21 protein-coding genes and 1 pseudogene are annotated in these 22,010 nt (G+C 71.5%); 12 read left to right on the top strand and 10 right to left on the bottom strand.

Annotated elements, in window-relative coordinates; translation table 11 throughout:
* Window positions 1-89 precede the first annotated feature (89 nt).
* From GTY58_RS36970 to GTY58_RS39910, 8 genes and pseudogenes are all read left to right on the top strand, one after another.
* Complete coding sequence (locus GTY58_RS36970) at window positions 90-1,328, top strand: MurT ligase domain-containing protein (protein ID WP_010988520.1); 1,239 nt, start codon at window positions 90-92, stop codon at window positions 1,326-1,328.
* A gap of 22 nt (window positions 1,329-1,350) precedes the next feature.
* Window positions 1,351-2,079, top strand: a complete 729-nt coding sequence (locus GTY58_RS36965; protein WP_010988519.1) for a glutamine amidotransferase — start codon at window positions 1,351-1,353, stop codon at window positions 2,077-2,079.
* Window positions 2,080-2,268: 189 nt separating this feature from the next.
* Window positions 2,269-3,294: a 6-phosphofructokinase gene (locus GTY58_RS36960; protein ID WP_010988518.1), complete on the top strand. Its 1,026-nt coding sequence runs from the start codon at window positions 2,269-2,271 to the stop codon at window positions 3,292-3,294.
* 102 nt (window positions 3,295-3,396) lie between these two features.
* Window positions 3,397-4,350 carry a cytochrome c oxidase assembly protein gene (locus GTY58_RS36955; RefSeq protein WP_010988517.1) on the top strand — a complete coding sequence of 318 codons (954 nt, stop codon included), beginning with the start codon at window positions 3,397-3,399 and terminating at the stop codon, window positions 4,348-4,350.
* A gap of 110 nt (window positions 4,351-4,460) precedes the next feature.
* A complete protein-coding gene (locus GTY58_RS41435; protein ID WP_010988516.1) occupies window positions 4,461-5,921 on the top strand; it encodes a PASTA domain-containing protein in 1,461 nt (486 codons plus the stop codon).
* A gap of 13 nt (window positions 5,922-5,934) precedes the next feature.
* Window positions 5,935-6,852 (top strand): annotated as a pseudogene (locus tag GTY58_RS41750) (serine/threonine-protein kinase); the annotation flags it as partial.
* A gap of 610 nt (window positions 6,853-7,462) precedes the next feature.
* Window positions 7,463-8,200, top strand: a complete 738-nt coding sequence (locus GTY58_RS41745; protein ID WP_010988514.1) for a septum formation family protein — start codon at window positions 7,463-7,465, stop codon at window positions 8,198-8,200.
* 13 nt (window positions 8,201-8,213) lie between these two features.
* Complete coding sequence (locus GTY58_RS39910; protein ID WP_037647039.1) at window positions 8,214-8,372, top strand: hypothetical protein; 159 nt, start codon at window positions 8,214-8,216, stop codon at window positions 8,370-8,372.
* Window positions 8,373-8,393: 21 nt separating this feature from the next.
* Here GTY58_RS39910 and GTY58_RS36935 read toward each other — a convergent pair whose 3' ends face one another.
* The 4 genes from GTY58_RS36935 to GTY58_RS36920 are packed head-to-tail and all read right to left on the bottom strand — an operon-like array spanning window position 8,394 to window position 12,456.
* The gene (locus GTY58_RS36935; RefSeq protein ID WP_010988513.1) at window positions 8,394-9,599 is read right to left on the bottom strand and encodes a histidine kinase; all 1,206 of its coding nucleotides are present in this window, start codon (window positions 9,597-9,599) and stop codon (window positions 8,394-8,396) included.
* Window positions 9,596-11,323 carry a cation acetate symporter gene (locus GTY58_RS36930; RefSeq protein WP_010988512.1) on the bottom strand — a complete coding sequence of 576 codons (1,728 nt, stop codon included), beginning with the start codon at window positions 11,321-11,323 and terminating at the stop codon, window positions 9,596-9,598. The genes GTY58_RS36935 and GTY58_RS36930 overlap by 4 nt, the downstream gene beginning before the upstream one ends.
* 4 nt (window positions 11,324-11,327) lie before the next feature.
* Window positions 11,328-11,687, bottom strand: a complete 360-nt coding sequence (locus GTY58_RS36925) for a hypothetical protein (protein ID WP_010988511.1) — start codon at window positions 11,685-11,687, stop codon at window positions 11,328-11,330.
* A 13-nt stretch (window positions 11,688-11,700) separates the two neighbouring features.
* A complete protein-coding gene (locus GTY58_RS36920) occupies window positions 11,701-12,456 on the bottom strand; it encodes a LytTR family DNA-binding domain-containing protein (RefSeq protein ID WP_010988510.1) in 756 nt (251 codons plus the stop codon).
* 77 nt (window positions 12,457-12,533) lie between these two features.
* Here GTY58_RS36920 and GTY58_RS36915 point away from each other — a divergent pair, with 77 nt between their 5' ends.
* From GTY58_RS36915 to GTY58_RS36900, 4 genes are all read left to right on the top strand, one after another.
* Window positions 12,534-13,037, top strand: a complete 504-nt coding sequence (locus GTY58_RS36915; RefSeq protein ID WP_010988509.1) for an Lrp/AsnC family transcriptional regulator — start codon at window positions 12,534-12,536, stop codon at window positions 13,035-13,037.
* A 124-nt stretch (window positions 13,038-13,161) separates the two neighbouring features.
* A complete protein-coding gene (gene ddaH / locus GTY58_RS36910; RefSeq protein ID WP_037647037.1) occupies window positions 13,162-13,983 on the top strand; it encodes a dimethylargininase in 822 nt (273 codons plus the stop codon).
* A complete protein-coding gene (gene rocD, locus GTY58_RS36905; RefSeq protein WP_010988507.1) occupies window positions 13,980-15,206 on the top strand; it encodes an ornithine--oxo-acid transaminase in 1,227 nt (408 codons plus the stop codon). Before ddaH ends, rocD begins: the two co-directional genes overlap by 4 nt.
* 100 nt (window positions 15,207-15,306) lie before the next feature.
* Window positions 15,307-16,032, top strand: a complete 726-nt coding sequence (locus GTY58_RS36900; protein ID WP_010988506.1) for a lysophospholipid acyltransferase family protein — start codon at window positions 15,307-15,309, stop codon at window positions 16,030-16,032.
* Window positions 16,033-16,102: 70 nt separating this feature from the next.
* Here GTY58_RS36900 and GTY58_RS36895 read toward each other — a convergent pair whose 3' ends face one another.
* The 6 genes from GTY58_RS36895 to GTY58_RS36870 form a co-directional block, all read right to left on the bottom strand.
* Complete coding sequence (locus GTY58_RS36895) at window positions 16,103-17,698, bottom strand: alpha/beta fold hydrolase (protein WP_010988505.1); 1,596 nt, start codon at window positions 17,696-17,698, stop codon at window positions 16,103-16,105.
* 138 nt (window positions 17,699-17,836) lie between these two features.
* The gene (locus GTY58_RS36890; protein ID WP_010988504.1) at window positions 17,837-18,595 is read right to left on the bottom strand and encodes an urease accessory protein UreD; all 759 of its coding nucleotides are present in this window, start codon (window positions 18,593-18,595) and stop codon (window positions 17,837-17,839) included.
* Window positions 18,592-19,275, bottom strand: a complete 684-nt coding sequence (ureG, locus tag GTY58_RS36885) for an urease accessory protein UreG (protein ID WP_010988503.1) — start codon at window positions 19,273-19,275, stop codon at window positions 18,592-18,594. Before ureG ends, GTY58_RS36890 begins: the two co-directional genes overlap by 4 nt.
* Window positions 19,276-19,293: 18 nt before the next feature.
* Entirely contained in the window at window positions 19,294-19,968 is a 675-nt protein-coding gene (locus tag GTY58_RS36880) for an urease accessory UreF family protein (RefSeq protein ID WP_010988502.1), read from the bottom strand.
* Window positions 19,968-21,689, bottom strand: coding sequence for an urease subunit alpha (locus GTY58_RS36875; protein ID WP_010988501.1), 1,722 nt, complete (start codon window positions 21,687-21,689; stop codon window positions 19,968-19,970). Before GTY58_RS36875 ends, GTY58_RS36880 begins: the two co-directional genes overlap by 1 nt.
* Window positions 21,682-21,993, bottom strand: coding sequence for an urease subunit beta (locus GTY58_RS36870; protein ID WP_010988500.1), 312 nt, complete (start codon window positions 21,991-21,993; stop codon window positions 21,682-21,684). The genes GTY58_RS36875 and GTY58_RS36870 overlap by 8 nt, the downstream gene beginning before the upstream one ends.
* Window positions 21,994-22,010: the final 17 nt, after the last annotated feature.

Genomic DNA, 22,010 nt, shown 5'->3' with positions numbered 1-22,010 from the left:
TTCGGGCCGGTGAGTGGATCTCGATAGGCTGAGGCCCACACGTTGCCGGGACAGGGCGCGGCGCTGTACGCAAGGAGGATCGAGAACTGATGGCAGGCAACTCGGACCCGCTGACGCCGCGGGCCAAGCTGGCCGTGACGGCGGGCAAGGCGGTCGCGGCGGCATCGAGGGCCGCGGGACGCGGGAGCGGATCGGTGATCGGCGGCCGGGTGGCACTCAAGCTCGACCCCGACCTCCTCGCCCGGCTCGCCCAGCACCTGGACGTGATCCTGGTGTCGGCCACCAACGGCAAGACCACCACGACCCGGCTGATCGCGGAGGCGCTGCGCGCCGCGGGCCCGGTCGTGTCCAACGCGCTCGGCGCCAACATGCCGGCCGGCATCACCTCGGCGCTCGCGGGCGGCTCGGACGCCAAGTACGCGGTGATCGAGGTCGACGAGAAGTACCTCGCCGGTGTGGCCCGGGACACGGACCCGAAGTGCATCGCGCTGCTCAACCTCTCGCGTGACCAGCTCGACCGCGCCGCCGAGACCCGGATGCTCGCCGAGCACTGGCGTGAGGGCCTGGCCGGTTCCAAGGCCGTCGTCATCGCCAACGCGGACGACCCGCTGGTCGTGTGGGCCGCGTCGTCCTCCGCCAATGTGATCTGGGTCGCAGCCGGCCAGATGTGGAAGGACGACGCCTGGTCCTGCCCGTCCTGCGGCGGTGTGATGCAGCGCCCCGGCGACGACTGGTTCTGCGGCGAGTGCGGTTTCCGCCGGCCGACGCCCAGCTGGGCGCTGTCCGGCGACCACGTCCTCGACCCGCACGGCTCCGCCTGGCCGATCCACCTCCAGCTGCCGGGCCGCGCCAACAAGGCGAACGCCGCCTCCTCGGCCGCCGTCGCCGCCGTCTTCGGCGTGCCCCCGCAGGTCGCCCTGGAGCGCATGTACGCGGTCCAGGCGGTGGCCGGGCGCTATGACGTCGTCCAGTTCATGCAGCGCGACCTGCGCCTGCTGCTCGCCAAGAACCCGGCGGGCTGGCTGGAGACGTTCTCGCTGATCGACCCGCCGCCGACCCCGGTGATCCTGTCGGTGAACGCGCGCGGCGCCGACGGCACCGACACCTCCTGGCTGTGGGACGTCGACTACACACGGCTGACCGGCCACCCGATCTTCGTCATCGGAGACCGCAAGCTGGACCTGGCCGTGCGTCTGGAGGTCGCCAACCAGTCCTTCCAGGTCTGCGAGAACCTCGACCAGTGCGTCCAGCAGGCCCCGCCGGGCCGCATCGAGGTCATCGCGAACTACACCGCCTTCCAGGACCTGCGGCGCCGTGTCGGCAACTGACCCCAGAGGACGAGGACGACCGATGACAGACAACCAACTGCGGCTGGTGTGGATCTACCCGGACCTGCTGAGCACCTACGGCGACCAGGGCAACGCGCTCGTCGTGGAGCGCCGGGCCCGCCAGCGCGGCCTCGACGTGGCCCGCCTCGACGTGCGCAGCGACCAGCCGATCCCCACCTCCGGCGACATCTACCTGATCGGCGGCGGCGAGGACCGTCCGCAGCGGCTCGCGGCCGAGCGGCTGCGCCGTGACGGCGGTCTGCACCGCGCGGTGGGCAACGGCGCGATCGTCTTCTCGGTGTGCGCCGGCTACCAGATCCTCGGCCACGAGTTCATCAACGACCTCGGCCAGCGCGAGCCGGGCCTCGGCCTGCTCGACGTGGTGTCCACGCGCGGCGAGGGCGAGCGGTGCGTCGGCGACGTCCTCGGGGACATCGACCCGCGCCTCGGCCTGCCCCAGCTGACCGGCTTCGAGAACCACCAGGGCGTCACGCACCTCGGCCCCTCCGCCCGCCCCTTGGCCCAGGTGCGGCTCGGCAAGGGCAACGGCACGGGTGACGGCACGGAGGGCGCGTACAACGACACGGTCTTCGGTACGTACATGCACGGTCCCGTGCTCGCCCGCAACCCGCTGATCGCGGACCTGCTGCTGAAGCTGGCCCTCGATGTGAACGCGCTGCCGCCGATCGACGACCGGTGGTACGAGGCGCTGCGGGGCGAGCGCATCGCCGCGGCGCAGCAGCCCGCGTAAGGCCCATGTCAGCGCCGCATGAAACGGTTCCGCACAGGCCCGTCTGACCAGGCCTCCGCTCACGTGTGCGGGGGCGTCCAGCAGGCGGACGCCCCGTACGGCCCCGCCCCCTACCGCCGGTAGGGTGGCGGGGATCCAGCCGGACAGCGTGGTCCGGTCCCGGCCCACGTTGAGAAGGTATTTCGGGCGATGCGCATTGGTGTCCTCACGTCCGGTGGCGACTGCCCCGGCCTGAACGCCGTCATCCGGTCCGTCGTGCACCGGGCCGTCGTCGACCACGGCGACGAGGTCATCGGCTTCCGGGACGGCTGGAAGGGCCTCCTGGAGTGCGACTACCTCAAGCTCGACCTCGACGCGGTGAGCGGAATCCTGGCTCGCGGCGGCACCATCCTCGGCTCCTCCCGGGTCCAGCCGGCGCATCTGCGTGACGGCGTGGAGCGGGCCAGGGGCCATGTCGCGGAGCTCGGCCTCGACGCGATCATCCCGATCGGCGGCGAGGGCACGCTCAAGGCGGCCCGCCTCCTGTCGGACGCCGGCCTGCCGATCGTCGGCGTGCCGAAGACCATCGACAACGACATCGCGGTCACCGACGTGACCTTCGGTTTCGACACCGCCGTGGGCGTCGCGACCGAGGCGCTCGACCGGCTGAAGACCACCGCCGAGTCCCACCAGCGCGTCCTCATCGTGGAGGTCATGGGCCGCCACACCGGCTGGATCGCGCTGCACTCGGGCATGGCGGCGGGCGCCCACGCCATCGTCGTACCGGAACGCCCCTTCGACATCGAGGAACTGGCCGCCAAGGTCGGCGAGCGCTTCGAGGCGGGCAAGCGGTTCGCGATCGTGGTGGCCGCCGAGGGCGCCAAGCCCCGTGCGGGCTCGATGGACTTCGACGAGGGCAAGAAGGACGTCTACGGCCACGAGCGCTTCGCCGGCATCGCCCGCCAGCTCTCCCTGGAGCTGGAGGAGCGCCTCGGCAAGGAGGCCCGGCCGGTGATCCTCGGACATGTCCAGCGCGGCGGCACTCCGACGGCGTACGACCGCGTCCTCGCGACCCGTTTCGGCTGGCATGCCGTGGAGGCCGTGCACCGGGGCGAGTTCGGCAAGATGACCGCGCTGCGCGGCACCGACATCGTGATGGTCTCGCTCGCCGAGGCGGTCGAGACGCTGAAGACGGTCCCCGAGGAGCGGTACGCCGAGGCGGAGTGCGTCCTGTAAGGCACACGTGAGCACACCTGCCCCCGGTCGCGGCTGCGGCCGGGGGCAGTTCTACTCTGGTGCGGACAGACAGCGCACAACGTACGAATCAGGAGCCGACGGATGGATCACAGCGGCGGGCACGGCATGACCACGGATCTGCCGCCGTTCACGCTGGGGCGGGGGCTCGAGTGGTCCGCGGACCCGTTCTTCCTCGTCGCCTGCCTGCTGGGGCTCGGCCTGTACGGCTGGGGTGTGGTGCGCCTGGTGCGGCGCGGCGACAAGTGGCCGGTGGGCCGGACCGTCGCGTACGTCATCGGCGTACTGACCGTCATGCTGATGATGTGCACCAGGCTGAACGACTACGGCATGGTCATGTTCAGCGTGCACATGGTGCAGCACATGGTGATCAGCATGCTGTCACCGATCCTGATTCTGCTCGGCGCGCCGATCACGCTGGCGCTGCGCGCGCTGCCGACGGCCGGCCGTGACCGGACGGGGCCGCGCGAGCTGCTCCTGATGCTGCTGCACAGCCGCTACCTGCGGATCGTCACCCATCCGGCGTTCACGATCCCGCTGTTCATCGCGAGCCTGTACGCGCTGTACTTCTCGGCGCTCTTCGACTTCCTGATGGGATCCAAGGTCGGGCACATCGGGATGATGGTGCACTTCCTCGCCGTCGGCGTGGTCTTCTTCTGGCCGATCATGGGTGTCGACCCGGGCCCGCACCGCCCCGGCTATCTCCTGCGGATGCTGGAGCTGTTCGCGGGCATGCCGTTCCACGCGTTCTTCGGCATCGCGTTGATGATGGCGTCCGAGCCGATGGTCAACTCGTACAAGAACCCCCCCGCCTCGCTCGCCGTCGACGCGCTCACCGACCAGAACGCGGCCGGCGGCATCGCCTGGGCGTTCAGCGAGATCCCCTCCGTGCTCGTCCTGCTCGCGCTGCTCTTCCAGTGGTACAACTCCGAGCAGCGCCAGGCCCGCCGCACGGACCGGGCCGCGGACCGGGACGGCGACAAGGAACTCGAGGCGTACAACGCCTATCTGGCCTCACTCAACGCACGCGGCAACTGAATTAACTTTGCAACTCGCCTTGCGTGAAAGGCTTTTCCATTCAGTAGCATGGTGGGCGAAGCCCTGCTTCCGTACTGCGGGGTGATGGGGGAACCGCTGGGGGGAGCGGTATGACATTTTGCATGCCCATGCAAAGGGCAGGAAAATCGGTGGTCCGCAGGCTTGGCATTCTGCTGGTCTGCGCTCTGGTCCTGAGCGGGTGCGACAGAGGCCCGCAGCTGTTGACGGTGAAAGCCGTCGCCGCGCGAGTTCCTTCACTCGCACCTTTCTTCGATGAGGAAAGTGGCCTCGGCCACGACTCCACGGTCCGTCGCCAACAGCCGCACAGCGGCCTACAGGCCGGCAACACGCCAGGCCTGTACGGGGGCACACGGAAGCCGACGATCTGCGACGTCAACCGTCTCAAGAAATTCCTCACCGATCCCAGGAACGACCGAAAGGCACATGTCTGGGCGCAGGTGCTCAAGATTTCCCAGGACGAGATTCCCGCCTACCTCGACAGGCTCACACCGGTCCTGCTGCGTCACGACACTCTCGTGCAGAACCACGACTACAAAAAGGGCAGGGCAGCCCCTTTCAACTCCTTGCTCGAGGCGGGCATCGCGATATTGGTGGATGAGCAGGGACTTCCCGCGGTGAAGTGTTCCTGCGGAAATCCGCTGCGGCCCTTCGCGGGTGACGCATCGAGGATTTCGGTCAAGTTCGAGAACGGCAACAAGAAGTGGGACGGCTACGACCGTGCCTCTCTGGTGGCCGTCAAGCCCGCCCCGCGGCGCATCGAGCAACTCGCGCTCGTCGACGTCGACAACCCGGACCGGGGGATCACCCGGCCGGCCGGCACCACCGGCGCACACGACTCCCCGTTCGACACCCACGAGCGGCACAAGGTGCCCGAAGTGGCCGGTATGGGGTTCGGCGACGCGAGTCAGCGACTGGCGGACAAGGGCCTCGCAGCGGCGTACGGCGAAAAGGGACCGCCACCCGACGACGCCCGGGTCACCGGCTCCGACCCGGCGCCGGGCACCGAGCTGGAGTTCGGGGAGTACGTGACGCTGTCCGTGGAGCGGGGGACGGCCGGCAAGACGGGCAGGGGGAGCGGCGACGGGACCACCGGCGAAACCGGCGAGGGGCGCACGGGTGGTACGAGCGCTCCCCCGGCATCGGGCTCGACGACGCCCGGGGGGAGCGGCCAGCCGCCTCCGTCCTCCGGTGGCGCTACGACCTCGTCCCCGCCGCCCGCTTCGTCTCCGCCCTCGTCCGCGACGAGCGGTGGCCCTCCTGGCGCCTCGAGGAGTTCCGGGAGTTCCGAGAGTTCCGAGCCGCCGCCGGCGAGCAGCGCGTCCGCGTCCAGGCCGCCGCCTGCCGTGAGCAGCCCGCCGCCTGCCGTGAGCAGTTCGCCGCCCACGAGCCGGCCGGTCACCAGCGCGCCCGTGACGTCCGCTCCGGTGACGTCCGCTCCGGTGACGAGTGCCCCGGCGACCGCCCAGCCGGTCACGTCGGATCCGGTCGCCTCCGATCCGGTCGCCTCCGGTCCCGTGGCCGGCGAAGCGACCTCCACCACCACGGCCTAGCCGGGGAGACCCGATGCCATCAGGATCACCGCAGTCGGGAGTGGGCCGGGTCATCGCCGGCCGGTACCTCCTGCTGAACCGGCTCGGCAGCGGCGGCATGGGCCATGTCTGGCTCGCCCATGACCAGCGGCTGGCCTGCGAGGTCGCGCTCAAGGAGATCGTGTTCCGCAGTCCGGCGGAGGCCGGGCAGGAGCGCACGGCCCGGGTCGCACGTGCCCGGGCCGAGGCCCGGCACGCCGCCGGGCTGCGCGGCCATCCGCATGTGGTGACCGTGCACGACGTACTGGAGCACGAGGGCCTGCCCTGGATCGTGATGGAGTACGTGGCGGGCGCGCTCGACCTGCGGGACCTCGTGCGCCGGCGCGGCCCGCTGGCGCCCGCCGAGTGCGCCCGCATCGGGCTCGCCGTGCTCGACGCGCTCACCGCGGGGCACGAGCGCGGCATCATGCACCGGGACGTGAAGCCGGCGAACATCCTGCTGGCGCCGGACCGCACGGGGGCGGCGTACGCGCGCGTGCTGCTCACCGACTACGGCATCTCCGTGCAACCGGACGCGGGCGAGACCCGGTACACCCTCACGTCGGCGCTGGTCGGCACGCCCGGCTATCTGGCGCCGGAGCGGGCGACCGGCGGGCCGCCGACCGCGACCGCCGACCTGTTCTCGCTGGGGTGCACGCTGTACTTCGGGGTCGAGGGGTGCGGGCCCTTCGAGCGGGACACGCATCTCGCCGAGGTCACCGCCGTGGTGCTGGAGGAGCCGCGCCCGCCGGTGCGGGCGGGGGCGCTGGAACCGGTGCTCGCCGCGATGCTCGCGAAGGACCCCGGGCAGCGGATCACGGCGGAGGACACGGAGGCCGCGCTGTCGGCGATCGTCACGCCCCAGCCCCATCCGCGCACCCAGTTCGACCTGGGGTCGCAGCCGCCGTGGGCGGAGGCCGGGTGGACCACCGAGACCGGGTATCCGGGGCACGGGCCGGGGGCCGGTCCCGGCGGGAACGGAACGTCGGGCGCGTACGGACCGGGCGGCACGGGGTCCGGGGCGGGGAGCGCGCCGGGGTCACCGCCACCGGGGGCGACCGCGGGAACGGCGGGGCGGGGCACGCCCTCGGAGCCGGGGCCGGTGCGGGGGCCGGCCGCCGGACCGTCCGGGCAGGACCCGAACGCCGCCCCGTACGCCCACGACCCCGCCACCCCCTCGTACGGCCAGGAGCCGGGCGCGCCACGACCCGGACCCGGCCCCACCGCCTCGCCGTACGGCCGCAGCCCCACCGCCCCCTCGTACGGCCAGAGCCCGGCCGCGACCCCGTACGCCCACGACCCCACCGCGTCGCCGTACGGCCAGAGCCCGGCCGCGACCCGTACGGCTAGGCCTCAGTGCCTCCTCGTACGGTTCGGATGTCATCGGCCGGCCCGCCGGAGCGGCGTTCGGTGCCGCTGGTTTCGGTTCCGGTCGGCGGCGTCGCAAGCGCCCTCGTGTCCTTCAGTCCGTCATCGCCTTCACCCTCGGCCTCGTCCTCGCGCTGGGCGGTGTCTGGTACGCGGTGGCGCATCTGCCGCCCGGCGGCGGCGACGCGAAGCCTTACGGAGCGGCCGTGGCCCTCGCCGCGCCGCTCAAGGACGGCGACTGCGTCGTCGCCGACTGGCCCGGCGCCGCCTTCCAGGGCACGCCGAAGCTGGCCGTGGACCCGACCTGCGCCGAGAAGGTGCCGGACGGCCAGGTCATGGCGGTCGTCGCGGCGACGTCCGCCGAGGCGGCGCGGCAGCACGGTCCGGCCGCGTGCGAGCAGCGCACGCAGGAGATCCGGGAGAAGCTCGCCGACGTGCGCAGCTACGCCGTGGTGCCGACGCGGGCGGGATTCGAGGCGGCCGGGCGGCGCACCGCCTGTCTGGTGCTGGGCGCGCACGGTGCGGTGTACGGGCCGCTCGACCGTCACCGCACGCCCGGCATGTGGTTCGTGGACACGGCGAACATGCAGAAGCGGGACTGTCTGGACGCCCCTTCCCTCCGCAGGGCCCAGCTGGTCTCCTGTGCCGGACCGCACGATCAGCAAGTGCTCGGCTTCACCCGGCTCAGCGCCGGCACCACCCTTAAGAAGGCGGCCGCTCAATCGGACGCCGCCTGCGCGCGGGACGTGCCGCCGGCCCAGTACGGGTACGACCCGGGGGTCTACGAAGCGGCTTCGTGGGCCGCAAAGGGAGCGTGGCACTCCGGCACACATCTCGTCGTGTGCAGCGTCCAGCGGCAGAACGGGGGCACCATGGAGGGGACCGAACCATGAGGAGGGTGTTGCGATGCCCGGTTCTACGAAGACCATGGGGGTGCTCACCATGGGTGGGCTCGTCGTGGTGACGGCCTACACGGTGGCGCTCGGCAGCAACGGCTGGCTGTGGTTCGGCTGGGTCGTGCTGGGTCTGATCACTTTCGGCATGGTGATGTCGCGCAGCGCCTGACGCCCACCACGGCTGCCCCGTTCATTCCCGGGGCAGCCGGCCCGCCGAGTGCACGCCCGGCTGGTACTTCGGCAGCCGGGCGGTGATCTTCATACCCGCCCCGACCGCGGTCTCGATGACGAGGCCGTGGTCGTCCCCGTAGACCTGGCGCAGCCGGTCGTCGACGTTGGAGAGCCCGATGCCGCCCGACGGGCTGACCTCTCCGGCGAGGATGCGGCGCAGCACCTCGGGGTCCATGCCCGCGCCGTCGTCCTCGATGACGACCCACGCCTCGGCGCCGGCGTCCTGCGCGGTGATACTGATGTGCCGCTTGTCGGCGGTGCCCTCCAGGCCGTGCTTGACGGCGTTCTCCACGAGGGGCTGGAGACAGAGGAACGGCAGGGCGACCGGGAGCACCTCGGGCGCGATCTGCAGGGTGACCGAGAGGCGGTCGCCGAAGCGGGCCCTGACGAGCGCCAAGTAGTGGTCGATGGCGTGGAGTTCGTCGGCGAGCGTGGTGAAGTCGCCGTGCCGGCGGAACGAGTAGCGGGTGAAGTCCGCGAATTCCAGGAGCAGTTCGCGGGCCCGCTCGGGGTCGGTGCGGACGAACGACGCGATCACCGCGAGCGAGTTGAAGATGAAGTGCGGGGAGATCTGCGCGCGCAGCGCCCTGATCTCGGCCTCGATCAGCCGTGTACGGGACCGGTCGAGGTCCGCGAGCTCGAGTTGGACGGAGACCCAGCGGGCGACCTCGCCGGCCGCGCGGACGAGTACGGCCGATTCGCGGGGCGCGCAGGCGACGAGCGCGCCGTGCACCCGCTCGTCGACGGTGAGGGGCGCGACGACGGCCCAGCGCAGGGGGCAGTCCGGGATGTCGCAGGTCAGCCGGAAGGCCTCGCCGCGGCCGGACTCCAGGGGCCCGGCGAGCCGTTCCATGATCTCGGTGCGGTGGTGCTCCCCCACGCCGTCCCAGGCGAGGACCGTCTCCGGGTCGGTGAGGCACAGCGCGTCCGTGCCGAGCAGGGTGCGCAGCCGCCGCGTGGACTTGCGGGCCGTCTCCTCGGTGAGACCCGCGCGCAGTGGCGGCGCGGCGAGCGAGGCGGTGTGCAGGGTCTGGAAGGTGGCGTGCTCCACGGGCGTGCCGAGCCCGCCGAGGCTCTCGGGGCGCGCGGTCCGCCGGCCGAGCCAGAAGCCGGCGGCGAGCAGGGGCAGGACGGCCACGCACAGCCCCGCCAGAAATCCGCTCACGCCTTGGCCTCCGCCCGCACCGGTCCGCCGGACAGTTCCTCCGGCAGATGGAACCGTGCCAGGATCGCCGCCGTCCCCGCCGGTACCCGCCCCGGTGTCGCCAGGGACACCAGCGTCATCGTCAGAAAGCCGAGCGGCACCGACCACAACGCGGGCCACGCCAGCAGCGCGTGCAGCGCCCCGCCCCGCGGGTAGCCCGCCATGGTCGCGCCGACCGCCACCAGCGCCGAACCGCCCCCGACCAGCATCCCGGCCGCCGCACCCGGCGGAGTCAGCCGCCGCCACCAGATGCCCAGCACCAGCAACGGGCAGAAGGACGAGGCGGACACGGCGAACGCGAGCCCCACGGCGTCGGCGACCGGCAGCCCGCCCACCAGCGCGCTCGCCGCCAGCGGAACGGCCATCGCGAGCACCGTACCGAGCCGGAAGTGCCGTACGCCTCGCGAGGGCAGCACGTCCTGGGTGAGCACCCCGGCCACCGCCATGGTCAGCCCGGAGGCCGTGGACAGGAACGCGGCGAAGGCGCCGCCCGCCAGCAGCGCGCCGAGCAGATCGCCGCCGAGCCCGCCGATCAGCCGGTCGGGCAGCAGCAGTACGGCGGCGTCGGCGTCGCCGGCGAGGCCGAGTTCGGGCGCGTACAGCCGGCCGAGCGCCCCATAGACCGGCGGCAGCAGATAGAAGGCGCCGATCAGGCCGAGCACGGCGACGGTGGTACGGCGGGCGGCCACTCCGTGCGGGCTGGTGTAGAAGCGGACGACGACGTGCGGGAGTCCCATGGTGCCGAGGAAGGTGGCGAGGATCAGTCCGTACGTGGCGTACAGCGGACGTTCCTCGCGGCCGGCCGCCAGGGAGGTCGACATGCCGCCGTTGCCGCCGCGGTCGGCGGCCGGGACGGGATCGCCCTCGGCGAAGGTCAGCCGGGTGCCGCCCTCGACGCGGTGCACGCCGGGGGCGAGGGCCACCCGCTTCCCCCTGTACCGCCGCCCGTCGACCGTGCCGCTCGCCGTGACGTCGAGCGGGCGGGACAGCTTGAGGTCGAGGCTCTCGTCGACCGTCACGACCCGCTGTTCGCGGAAGGCCGCCGGTTCGTCGAAGGCGGTGCGCGGTGCGCCCGCGCCCTGCCAGGCGAGGACCAGGAAGAGCGCGGGGACCAGGAGGGCGGTGAGCTTGAGCCAGTACTGGAAGGCCTGGACGAAGGTGATGCTGCGCATGCCGCCCGCGGCGACGGTCGCGACCACGACGACCGCGACGATGACTCCGCCGAGCGAGTCGGGCGCGCCGGTCAGCACGGCCAGGGTGAGCCCGGCGCCCTGGAGTTGGGGCAGGAGGTACAGCCAGCCGACCCCGACGACGAAGGCCCCGGCGAGCCGTCGTACGGCCTGCGAGGCGAGCCGCGCCTCCGCGAAGTCGGGCAGGGTGTACGCGCCGGAGCGGCGCAGCGGGGCGGCCACGAACAGCAGCAGCACCAGATGGCCGGCCGTGTACCCGACGGGGTACCAGAGCATGTCGGGGCCCTGGACCAGGACGAGTCCGGCGATGCCCAGGAACGAGGCGGCGGACAGGTACTCGCCGCTGATCGCGGCCGCGTTGAGCCGGGGGCCGACCGTGCGGGAGGCCACGTAGAAGTCGGAGGTGGTCCGGGAGATGCGCAGGCCGAACGCGCCGACGAGGACGGTCGCCAGGACGACGAGGGCGACCGCGGGAACGGCGTAGCTGGAGTTCACGGCCTCAGCGGTCCTCGACGAGACGGACGAAGTCCCGCTCGTTGCGTTCGGCGCGCCGCACGTACCAGCGGGCGAGCAGCACCAGCGGCGCGTAGAGGCAGAAGCCGAGCACCGCCCAGGTGAGGCGGCGGGCGTCCGGGATCGCCGCGAACACCAGGGGCAGCGGGCCGACGAGCAGCACGAGGACCGCGAACACGGCGAGTCCGGCGCGCAGTTGGGAGCGCATCAGGGAGCGGACATAGGTGTGGCCGAGGGTGGTCTGTTCGTCGATCTCGGTACGCGGGCGGTAGTAGTCAAAGGCCCGGCGGGCGCGCCGGGGCGGTCCGGTGACGACCACGCGCCGTTCCGTCGGATCCTGGGGCACGGGCAGGGGCTCCTCAGCTCGTGGTCCGGCGCATCAGCAGGTCGCGCAGTTCGCGGGCGTGCCGTCGGCTGACCTGGAGTTCGACGGAGTCGACCAGGACGCTCACCGTGCCCGTGTCCAGGCGGAGTTCGTCGATGTGGCGCAGGGCGACCAGGTGGCGGCGGTGGATGCGGACGAACCCGCGGGCGCGCCAGCGCTCCTCCAGGGTGGACAGCGGGATGCGGACGAGGTGGCTGCCCTGGGCGGTGTGCAGGCGGGCGTAGTCGCCGTGCGCCTCGACGTGCGTGATGTCCTCGACGGGGACGAACCGGGTCACTCCGCCGAGTTCGACGGACATGTGGTCGGGGTCGGGCTCGTGCACCGGTATCAGCGGAGCGGTGTCCGTCAGCTGGGCGGCCCGGCGGACGGCCTCGGCGAGCCGCTCCCTGCGGACGGGCTTCAGCACGTAGTCCACGGCCTTGAGGTCGAAGGCCTGCACGGCGAAGCCTTCGTGGGCGGTGACGAACACGACGAGCGGTGGCTTGGCGAACCCGGTGAGCAGCCGGGCCAGGTCGAGTCCGTCGAGACCCGGCATGTGGATGTCGAGGAAGACGACGTCGATCGCCTCGGGCCCGCCGGGCCCGGACTCCAGTGCCCGGTTGATCCGGCGCAGCGCCTCGGTGGCGTCGCTCGCGCCCTCGGCACTGCTGACCCGTGGGTCGGCGTTCAGCAGATAGAGGAGTTCCTCGAGGGAGGGTTGTTCGTCGTCGACGGCGAGCGCGCGCAGCATGAACGTGGAGTGTAAGAGCATTTCGTACGCCTGGACATGTCCGGGGCATGGACGTTGCCGCTGGATACAGTGCCGACATGAACAGCAAGCCGACGACGTTCGACGACCTCGACCGCAAGATCATCACCGCTCTGACGGCACATGCCCGGAGCAGTTTCGCCGAGATCGGCGCGGCGATCGGGCTGTCGGCCACGGCGGTCAAGCGCCGGGTGGACCGACTGCGCGAGACCGGGGTGATCACGGGGTTCACGGCCACGGTGAAGCCGTCGGCGCTGGGTTGGCGCACGGAGGCGTACGTCGAGGTGTACTGCGAGGGCGCGGCGCCGCCCCGGCGGCTCGCGGAGGTCGTGCGCAACCATCCGGAGATCACCGCGGCGATGACGGTGACGGGCGGCGCGGATGCCCTGCTGCACGTGCGGGCGACGGACGTGGAGCACTTCGAGGAGGTGCTGGAGCGGATCCGGGCGGAGCCCTTCATCCGGAAGACGGTCAGCTACATGGTGCTGTCCCACCTCCTCCCGGAAAGCCCCGAAGCGGGCGCGAGCCAGCCGGCACCGCAGGACGCATCAGACCTGCGCTGACTCGGCCAGCAACGCAGCATTCCTGCGCACACACGCAGCTTTTGTCGCTTGTCGACCACCTCCGTTAGTTCCTACCTTGGTGTCAACCCCCAGTCGACACCGCAGGAAGCGGAGGTACCCCTCTGTGGCCGAAAGCCGTGTGCCGCGCCCCCGGCGCTTTCTCGTCTGCGAGCCGAGCCACTTCGGCGTGCAGTACGCCATCAACCCCTGGATGCATCCCGACACCTCGGTGGACGTCGATCTCGCCCGCGGCCAGTGGCAGGCGCTGATCAACGCCTACCGCGCCCACGGCCACACCGTGGACACCGTGCAGCCGGTCGCGGACCTCCCGGACATGGTGTTCGCGGCGAACTCCGCCCTCGTCCTCGCGGGCCGTGTCTTCGGCTCGTACTTCCACGCGCCCCAGCGCCGCCCCGAGTCCACCGTGTACGACTCCTGGTTCAAGGCGGCGGGCTTCGACGTGTACCGCCCGGAGTCGGTGTGCGAGGGCGAGGGCGACCTCGTCCCGGCGGGCCGCTACGTCCTGGCGGGCACCGGCTTCCGTACGACGGTCGAGGCGCACCGCGAGGTGCAGGAGTTCTTCGGCGTCCCGGTGATCAGCCTGCGGCTGGTGGACCCGTACTTCTACCACCTGGACACCGCGCTGTTCGTCCTCGACGACGGCCACGAGGCGAACATCGTGTACTACCCGGAGGCGTTCTCGCCCGGCAGCCGCGAGGTGCTCCAGCGGCTCTTCCCCAACGCGGTGCTCGCCACCCGCGAGGACGCGCTGGCCTTCGGCCTCAACTCCGTCTCCGACGGCCGTCACGTCTTCATCTCACCGGGGGCGACGGCCCTCGCCGACCAGCTCGTACGCCACGGATACGTCCCCGTCCCCGTCGACCTCTCGGAGTTCTTCAAGGCCGGCGGCGGCATCAAGTGCTGCACTCAGGAGATCCGTTCATGACCGCTCCCGCCCGTACGCGTTCGTCCGCCGACCTGATCCGTGCCGAGGCGCCGGTCCTCGCGCACAACTACCACCCGCTGCCCGTGGTCGTGGCCAGGGCCGAGGGCACCTGGGTGGAGGACGTCGAGGGCCGCCGCTATCTCGACATGCTGGCGGGCTACTCGGCCCTGAACTTCGGCCACCGTCACCCGGTGCTGATCGAGGCCGCACACCGCCAGCTCGACCAGCTGACCCTGACCTCCCGCGCCTTCCACAACGACCGACTGGCCCAATTCGCCGAGTCCCTGGCCGAGTTGACGGGCCTGGACATGGTGCTGCCGATGAACACGGGCGCCGAGGCGGTGGAGAGCGCCATCAAGGTGGCCCGCAAATGGGCGTACGAGGTGAAGGGCGTCGCCCCGGACCAGGCGACGATCGTCGTGGCCGCCGACAACTTCCACGGCCGTACGACGACGATCGTCAGCTTCTCCACGGACGACACCGCCCGTACGGGGTTCGGCCCCTTCACGCCGGGCTTCCGGATCGTCCCGTACAACGACCTGGCCGCGCTCGAGGCCGCCGTGGACGAGACGACGGCGGCCGTGCTGATCGAGCCGATCCAGGGCGAGGCTGGCGTCGTCATCCCGGACGACGGCTATCTGGCCGGCGTACGCGAGCTCACCCGCCGCACCGGGTGTCTGTTCATCGCGGACGAGATCCAGTCGGGCCTCGGGCGCACCGGCCGCACGCTGGCCGTGGAGCACGAGAGTGTCGTCCCGGACATGCTGCTGCTCGGCAAGGCGCTCGGCGGCGGCATCGTGCCGGTGTCCGCGGTGGTCGCCCGCCGGGACGTCCTCGCGGTACTGCGGCCCGGGGAGCACGGCTCGACGTTCGGCGGCAATCCGCTGGCCGCCGCGGTCGGCTCGGCGGTGGTCGGGCTGCTGGAGACCGGTGAATTCCAGCGCGGGGCGGCCGAGCTGGGTGTGGTGCTGCGGGACGGACTCGCCGCCCTCGTCGGCAAGGGCGTCGTGGGCTTCCGGGCGCGCGGGCTGTGGGCGGGCGTCGACATCGACCCCGCGATCGGCACCGGGCGCGAGATCAGCGAACGCCTCATGCGCGAGGGGATCCTGGTCAAGGACACCCACGGTTCGACGATCCGGCTGGCCCCGCCGCTCACGATCACCGGCGAGGAACTGGCGTCGGCTCTGGGGACCCTGGAGAAGGTGTTGACGCAAGAGGCCTGATACCAGCCAAGTGACGACACAGCGTCACACCGGGTGGTTACGCCCGGCGACGGCCACGCCTACACTGATCGCTCCCGAGGGGGACCAAAGGAGCGTCGGCGTGTTTTATTACGTGCTCAAATACGTGATTCTCGGACCGCTGTTGAAGCTGGTGTTCCGGCCTCGGATCGAGGGTCTCGAACACGTACCGTCGTCGGGCCCGGCCATCGTGGCGGGCAACCATCTGTCGTTCTCGGACCACTTCCTGATGCCCGCGATCCTCAAACGGCGCATCACCTTCCTGGCGAAGGCCGAGTACTTCACGGGCCCCGGCATCAAGGGCCGGCTCACGGCCGCGTTCTTCCGCAGCGCCGGACAGATCCCGGTGGACCGCTCCGGCAAGGACGCGGGCCAGGCCGCGATCCGCGAAGGCCTCGGCGTGCTGCGCAAGGACGAGCTGCTCGGCATCTACCCGGAGGGCACGCGCTCGCACGACGGCCGCCTCTACAAGGGCAAGGTGGGCGTCGCGGTGATGGCCCTGCGGGCCGGGGTCCCGGTGATTCCCTGCGCGATGATCGGCACCTTCGAGGCCCAGCCGCCGGGCAAGGTCATCCCGAACATCCACCCCGTCGTGATCCGCTTCGGCAAGCCCCTGGAGTTCTCCCGCTACGCCGGTATGGAGAACGAGAAGGCGGTCCTGCGCGCCATCACCGACGAGATCATGTACGCCATCCTCACGCTCTCCGAACAGGAGTACGTCGACCGGTACGCGGCGGTCGTCAAGGCCGAGGAGGCCGCCGAGAAGGCGGCGAAGGCCCGCAAGTTTCCCCGGATCCCGCTGAGTTGACGGCTGTCGGCATGACGAAGGGGTGACCGGAATCCCGGCCACCCCTCCATCGCACACCTAGCGGCTACGACTACGGCTTGGGCGTGGCGTGCGGGGCGCACGTCACGTCGGCGCCGTCCGTCCCGCCCGTGAGCAGGTAGGTGTTCACCCGGTCGTTGACGCAGGGGTTGAGCAGACCGGTGACACCGTGCGAGCCCGCGTCCTTCTCGGTGATCAGGCGGGAGCCCTTGAAGCGCTTGTGCAGCTCGACGGCGCCGTCGTACGGGGTGGCGGCGTCATTCTCGGACTGCACGATCAGCACGGCGGGCAGGCCCTTGTGGGTCTTCACGTTCACCGGCGTGTGCTGCTTGGCCGGCCAGGTGGCGCAGGGCAGGTTCATCCACGCGTTGGCCCACGTCATGAACGGGTAGTCCTTGTTGAGCCGCGTGTTGTCCTTGTCCCACTTCTTCCAGCTGGTGGGCCACTTGGCGTCGGTGCACTCGACGGCCGTGTAGACCGCGTTGCTGTTCTCCGAGGCGATGTTGCCCGCGGTGTCCGACAGGTCCGGTGCGGCCGCGTCCACGAGCGCCTGCGTGTCACCGGCGACGTACTTGCTGAACGTCGTCGCGACCGGCACCCACGAGGAGTCGTAGTACGGAGCGCTCTGGAAGAAGGAGATCAGCTCGGCCGGACCGACCACACCGCCGAGGGGGCTCTTCTTGGCCGTGGCGCGCAGCGTCAGCCACTGCTTCTGCACCTTGGCACGGGTGTCGCCGAGGTGGAAGGTCGCGTCGTTCTTGGCGACCCAGTCCTCCCAGTCCTTCCAGCGTCCCTCGAAGGCGACGTCCTGGTCGAGGTTGGCCTCGTACCAGATCTTCTCCCGCGACGGGTTGACGACGCTGTCCACGATCATGCGGCGGACGTGGCCCGGGAAGAGCGTGCCGTAGACGGCACCGAGGTAGGTGCCGTACGAGACGCCCAGGTAGTTGAGCTTCTTCTCACCGAGGGCGGCGCGGATGACGTCCAGGTCGCGCGCGGTGTTGGGCGTGGTCATCTGCGGCAGCATGTCGCCGCTGCGCTCGGCGCAGCCGTCCGCGTACTCGGCGGCGAGCTTGCGCTGGGCACGCTTGTCCGCCTCGGAGCCCGGGACCGGATCGGCCTTGGGCGCCTTCACGAACTCCTGCGGGTCGATGCAGGAGATGGGCGCCGAGTGGCCGACACCGCGCGGGTCGAAGCCCACGAAGTCGTACGCCTTGGCGACGTTGGTCCAGATCGGGTTCTTGTTGGTGACCCGGGTCGGGAAGCGCATGCCGGAGCCGCCGGGGCCGCCCGGGTTGTAGACGAGGGCGCCCTGGCGCTCCTCCTTGGTACCCGTGTTCCCGATGCGGTCGACGGCAAGCTTGATCTTCTTGCCGTTCGGGCGGGCGTAGTCGAGCGGGACGGTGACCCAGCCGCACTGGATCGGCTTGGCGAAGCCCCAGTCGGCCGGACAGTCCTGCCAGTCGATCCCGGCCTTGGCGGCCCGCGCGGCGGCGATCGCGGCGCCGCGGGCCTCCCGGTCCTGACCGTGACGCGAGTCGGCGGTGGCCGACGGTGCCGCCATGGCACCGGCTATCAGAGTCGCCGTCACGAGCGCTCCGGCCGAACCCAGTGCCGTGACCCGTCTCGTCGGTCTCATACCCCTCAAGTGGGGCCTCCCCGTACATCGTTGCGAATGGTACGGGGATCCTTTCGGCTGTGAGGTCCCTGAGAACAGGGGTGACGTGGCTTCTTTGCCAATCCGATAACCGGTACGCGCTTGTCCGTTGAGCGGAGAGGGGCCGGTTCAGCCGAGGCTGCTCAGTGCCTCGTCCAGCACGCGGCGCAGCAAAAGCGCGTCCGGGGCGAGCGCGGTCACGAGCGCCGCGGCCCCGCCGAGCGGGGTCAGCGCGGCGGACTCCCCAAGCAGCCGGGCCCGCACCGGCTCCCGCTCGAACTCCGGCCGCACGACGACGAGTTGTCCCAGAGCGCGATGTCCTCCGAGCACGGCGGGCCCGTCCCAGCCGCCGGGCGCCCCCGGTCCGCAGGCCAGCTCCTGGTCGAGCACCGCACGCCCCCCGATGCGCAGGGTGAGACGGCTGGTGAGGCGCCCGGGTTCCTCGCCGACGCGCCCGAGCACCTGTTCCTCGCGGAAGACGAGCCGGGCGCCGGGTTCGAGATCGATGCGCGTGGAGACATACAGCTCGCTGCCGCCCGCCGAGATCAACTGCTCGGGCAGCCAGCGCAGCTCGCCCCCTGCGGCGACGTCGAGCAGCACGTCGTAACGGGCCTCGCCCTTGGCCTGGCCGGGCAGCGCGATGGTGGCGGCCGCCGACCCGACGTGCAGCCGGGCACCTGCGGCGACCGTCGCCTCGACGGTGAAGTGGTCGCCGCCCAGCGGGCCGCTCATCGCCCCGACGAGCATGACCCGCGCCTCGGAGCCGCTCGCCCGGGTGCGCCGCAGCGCGAGCGGCCCCTCACCCTCCAGTACGGGCAGCGACGTACCGCCGCGTCCGTCGCCCCGGGCCCCGATCCGCGCGGTCGCCCGCACCCCTGCCGCGGTCATGCCGCCCACGCGGCGAGCCGCGCCCGCACCCAGTCGGCCACGGGGGCGACCCCGGGCTCGGTGCGGAGCGACTGGAAGACGACGGGCAGTTCGGCGCGCTGCGCCTTGGCGTCGGCGGCCATCCGCCCCAGATCGGAGCCGACGTACGGCGCGAGGTCGGTCTTGTTGACGACGAGCAGGTCGGCGGTGGTGACCCCGGGGCCGCCCTTGCGCGGAATGTCGTCCCCGCCGGCCACGTCGATGACAAAGATCTGCGCGTCGACGAGCCCCTTGGAGAAGGTGGCGGTGAGGTTGTCGCCCCCGGACTCGACGAGGACGAGATCGAGCGGCCCGACTTCGTCCTCCAGGTCCTCCACGGCTTCCAGGTTGGCGGAGATGTCGTCGCGGATGGCGGTGTGCGGGCAGGCGCCGGTCTCCACGGCGGTGATCCGCTCGGGCGGCAGCACGGCCTCCCGCAGCAGGAACTCGGCGTCCTCGCGGGTGTAGATGTCGTTGGTGACGACGGCGAGGGAGAACGCGTCGCGCAGGGCACGGCACAGCGCGGCAACGGTCGCGGTCTTCCCGGACCCGACCGGTCCGCCGAGGCCGATCCGCAGGGCACGCCGGGTGCCGTCGGGCCGGTGGGCGTCCGCGCTCACGGCGGAGGGGCCGTCATGGGTGTGGGCGTGGTCGAGATGCATGGAGCGGCTCCAGGGTTTCTATGAGGCGAAGAGGCGCACCGGCCAGGCCGCGTGTGCCTCCGCGCTGATCTCCAGCAGCGGAGCGGAGGCCGCGGGCAGCATGTCGACGCCGTCGTCGAGTGCCTGGCGAGCGGCTCCGGCCGCCTGGTGTGCGATGCGGTCCAGCTCGGGCGCGAGCCGGGCCAGAACGGCCGTGGCGTCGAAGGGGTCGAGGCTCAGCAGGCGTACCGTCGCGGTCGCCGGACCGCTGACGCTCTCGTACACCGAGCAGTACGCGGCGTCGTCGGGCGCGAGGCCGGCGGCGCGGGCGGCCATTCCGAGTACCACGGGTTGATGGGCTCCCTTGGGGAACTCCCTTGCCAGCGCGTCCAGTTCGGTGGACGGCCAGGTCGCCCGGGCGGCCCGCATCAGCTGCCGCCCGAGCCTGCGCGCGGCAACCCGCAGGGCGGGCGAGGGCGTACGGGCATCCGCGGCCGAGTCCAGCGTCACCGGATCGATCCCGAGGGCGGCCGCGGCGGCGAGTGCGGCCGAGACCAGCCCCGCCGTGTGCAACCGCCCCCGGCAGAAGTTCTCCAGACTCGCCGCGTCCGTGATGCGCCCGGCCTTGACGGCCGCCTCGGCGCCGCCGGAGTGGGCGTGCCCTCCGGCGGGGAAGCGGCCGTCGGCCAGGACGAGCAGTGCTGCGCGGGACATCAGAAGAGGAAGTAGCGCTGGGCCATGGGCAGTTCGGCGGCCGGAGTGGCCTCGACCAGCTCCCCGTCGATGTGCACGGCGAAGCTGTCGGGGTCGATCCGTACCCGCGGCCGTGCGTCGTTCTCCCGCATGTCCGCCTTGGTCACACCGCGCGTCGACTCGATCGCCACGAACCGCTTCCCGAGCGAGAGCCGCTCCGGCAGCCCGTCCTCGATGGCGAGCGGCGCCACGAAGTTGAACGAGTTCGAGGCCGGCGCGCGCCCGATCGCCCCGAACATCGGCCGGGGCAGAATCGGCTGCGGCGTGGGGATGGACGCGTTGGCATCGCCCATCTGCGCGTACGCGATCTGTCCGCCCTTGATGACGAGGTGCGGCTTGACCCCGAAGAACGCGGGCTCCCACAGCACCAGGTCGGCGAGTTTGCCCGTCTCGACGGAGCCGATCTCGCGGGCGAGGCCCTGCGCGAGTGCCGGGTTGATCGTGTACTTGGCGACATAGCGACGTACGCGGTGGTTGTCCGCGCGGCCGTCACCGGGGAGCGCGCCGCGCCGCCGCTTCATGACATGGGCCGTCTGCCACGTCCGCATGATGACCTCGCCCACGCGTCCCATGGCCTGGGCGTCGGACGAGATGATCGAGATGGCGCCCAGGTCGTGCAGGATGTCCTCCGCCCCGATCGTCGACGGCCGGATGCGGGACTCGGCGAAGGCGAGGTCCTCGGGGACCGCCGGGTTGAGGTGGTGGCAGACCATCAGCATGTCGAGGTGTTCCTCGGCGGTGTTGACGGTGAACGGCCGGGTCGGGTTGGTGGAGCTGGGCAGCACGTGCGGCTCGGAGACCACGCTCATGATGTCCGGCGCGTGCCCGCCGCCCGCACCCTCGGTGTGGTAGGCGTGGATGCCGCGGCCGCCGATCGCGGCGAGCGTGTCGCCCACGAAGCCGGCCTCGTTCAGCGTGTCCGTGTGGATGGCGATCTGGACGCCGGTCCGGTCGGCGACGGTCAGCGCGGCGTCGATGACGGCCGGCGTGGATCCCCAGTCCTCGTGCAGCTTGAGACCGAGTGCTCCGCCGCGGATCTGCGACAGCATCGCGTCGTGCGAGACGGTGTTGCCCTTGCCGAGGAGCCCGAAGTTGAGCGGGTACTCCTCCATCGCCTCCAGCATCCGCGCCAGGTGCCAGGGGCCGGGTGTGACGGTGGTGGCCTTGGAGCCCTCGGCGGGGCCGGTGCCACCGCCGACGAGGGTGGTGATCCCGGAGCCGAGCGCCTCGTCGGCGATCTGCGGGCAGATCAGGTGCACATGCGCGTCGATGGCGCCCGCGGTGAGGATCCGGCCGTTGCCCGCGATGATCTCGGTCTCCGGACCGATGACCAGGTCGGGGTGCACACCGTCCATGGTGTCCGGGTTGCCCGCTTTGCCGATGCCGGTGATCCGGCCGTCGCGCATGCCGACGTCGGCCTTGACGATGCCCCAGTGGTCGACGATGACGACACCGGTGATGACCGTGTCCGGGGTGCCGTCCGCACGCGTGGCGCGCGCCTGGCCCATGGATTCGCGGATGACCTTGCCGCCGCCGAAGACGGCCTCGTCACCGGCGAGTCCGGGACCGCCGGAACGATCCTCCTCGATCTCGATCAGCAGATCGGTGTCGGCGAGCCGGATGCGGTCGCCGGTGGTCGGGCCGAACAGGTCGGCGTAGGCGGGACGCGAGATCTCAGGCATCGAGGGCACCTCCGGTCTCCCCGCGCAGCCCGGGCACCACGCGGGCGCCGGCGAGCGGAACGAGTTCGACGTCGACGGGGATTCCGGGTTCGAAGCGCACGGCGGTGCCGGCGGCGACGTTGAGCCGCTTGCCGCGGGCGGCGGCGCGGTCGAAGTCCAGACCGGGGTTGGCCTCGGCGAAGTGGTAGTGGGAGCCGACCTGGACGGGCCGGTCGGCGGCGTTGAGGACGGTCAGCCGGGTGACCTCGCGGCCCTCGTTGTAGGCGACGGGTCCGTCGGCGAAGAGGATCTCTCCGGGAATCATGGCGCGCTCTCCCCCCG

It is taken from the genome of Streptomyces sp. SID5469 (assembly GCF_009862865.1).
Lineage (GTDB): Bacteria > Actinomycetota > Actinomycetes > Streptomycetales > Streptomycetaceae > Streptomyces > Streptomyces avermitilis.
Note: the sequence above shows the minus strand (reverse complement) of the source record. Positions and strands in the feature narration are given on the sequence as shown.